2 protein-coding genes are annotated in these 1,659 nt (G+C 31.1%); one reads left to right on the top strand and one right to left on the bottom strand.

The window, feature by feature from the left end:
• Positions 1-677: 677 nt before the first annotated feature.
• Entirely contained in the window at positions 678-1,013 is a 336-nt protein-coding gene (locus tag A9G45_RS03145; RefSeq protein WP_065566382.1) for a zinc ribbon domain-containing protein YjdM, read from the top strand.
• A gap of 99 nt (positions 1,014-1,112) precedes the next feature.
• Here the strand turns inward: A9G45_RS03145 and A9G45_RS03140 are convergent, their stop codons facing one another.
• Entirely contained in the window at positions 1,113-1,457 is a 345-nt protein-coding gene (locus A9G45_RS03140) for a hypothetical protein (protein WP_065566383.1), read from the bottom strand.
• Between the last annotated feature and the right edge of the window lie 202 nt (positions 1,458-1,659).

Genomic DNA, 1,659 nt, shown 5'->3' with positions numbered 1-1,659 from the left:
TCAACGGTTAAGGTATAGCGGTTGTGACTAACGCCCCCTAAACCGGCCATTAAATGGCTAAACTCGCCACCGAGTTGACCCATAAGGCGATTAAGTTCATTCGACATGTTTTGCTCTCCTATTATTCCTCATAATTTATTCCGTTTATTTTTATTTTAGTTATTATTTCATTTTATACTCAGCATGACTGAGTGCAAACAACAGACAATTCAGCCAAAAAGTATACACTGTTTTAGTGTAAAATTTAATCTTTTTTTTAAATTGTTAAATAAATAGTGTTTAATATTAATTGTTTATATTAGTTAAATCAGTCAGTGATAACCGTTTAACGCTTTGGCTGAATAAGGGATTTAAGCCATTTGATGCTTTATGAATAATAATTTATTAATCCCTTAAATTTAAAATGATTTTATACTGAAACGGTATAGATTCCTGAATATTTTTTACAAAAATGATTGTATTTTTGCCCTAATAAAAAAGAAAAAATATGAAGAAAGATCTAAAAGAAATAGAACAACAAAATCAATTAATAGTAGTTTATTTATCTCTAAAATAATTGGCTAATTTGTCAATGTTTTTAGATTATCCATTGCAACCAAACAGCTATCATTCATGACTTCATAGCATTTTTTTGCTATAGTAGGCGCCATTTTATTTAATTTGGATGAATCTTAATTATGGAATCTATACCTAATTGCCCTGTTTGCCAATCTGAACATACTTATCATGATGGTTCGTTTTATGTTTGCCCTGAATGTGCTCATGAATGGGATCCAAACGAAGTTGTAGCCACTGATGGTGAATTACAAGTAAAAGATAGTAATGGTAATTTACTTGCTGATGGTGATGATATTATTTTAATTAAAGATCTTAAATTAAAAGGATCGTCAACTGTGCTGAAAAAAGGCGCTAAAGCCAAAGGCATTCGTTTAGTAGACGGTGATCATGAGATCGATTGTAAAGTCGATGGTATGAAAATTATGCTTAAAGCTTGCTTCGTGAAAAAAGCTTAATTAGAAAGATTCAGTTCAAAAGTCGAGTTAAATATCCTATTCACATTGGTTTAACCAATATGAATAGGAATAGTTAAGATAAAATAAGCTTCTGGTTAATTATTCATGACATAAAACGAAGAGAGCTTCGTGAGATTGACTTAATAAAAATTTATCCTGTTCGTTATCGGCTTGTTCTATTAAACGGTCTAATTGCGCTTCGGCATCATCAGGTAGTGGATACGTATTCAGTAGTCGGCGAATCTTATTATTAAGCATCTTAAAATGATCATTGGGGCATAAAGCTTCTTCAAGAGCGATAGAGTAAAAAGCCACAACCCGGGATCTCATTTCAAGATCGGTTTCGTTGTTAAGTAGATCCATAAGTTGATCGAATGGCTTTTCTGAATCGGGAAGTAAAGCGAGCCTTTCGGCTTGTTTTATTAATTCTTGCGCTTTACCCATAGTAATTACACGCCATTAAGTTGTAAAAATTATATATTAACGATAATACCAAAATACCGCTTATTTTGCTTGGCTTATAGTCACAATGATTAGCTAAATTAATTAGCTTTAATAATCAACATGTTGATTTTATTATTATCAGTCATTTTAGTGCTTAAAAGCCATTCAGAAAAGTTATTGATTTTATTGAATTTTTTATTTT

The sequence above is a fragment of the Gilliamella sp. HK2 genome (genome assembly GCF_001690265.1).
Classification (GTDB): domain Bacteria; phylum Pseudomonadota; class Gammaproteobacteria; order Enterobacterales; family Orbaceae; genus Gilliamella; species Gilliamella apicola_C.
The sequence above is the reverse complement of the archived record's forward strand: the minus strand, read 5'-3'. Positions and strand labels throughout refer to the sequence as shown.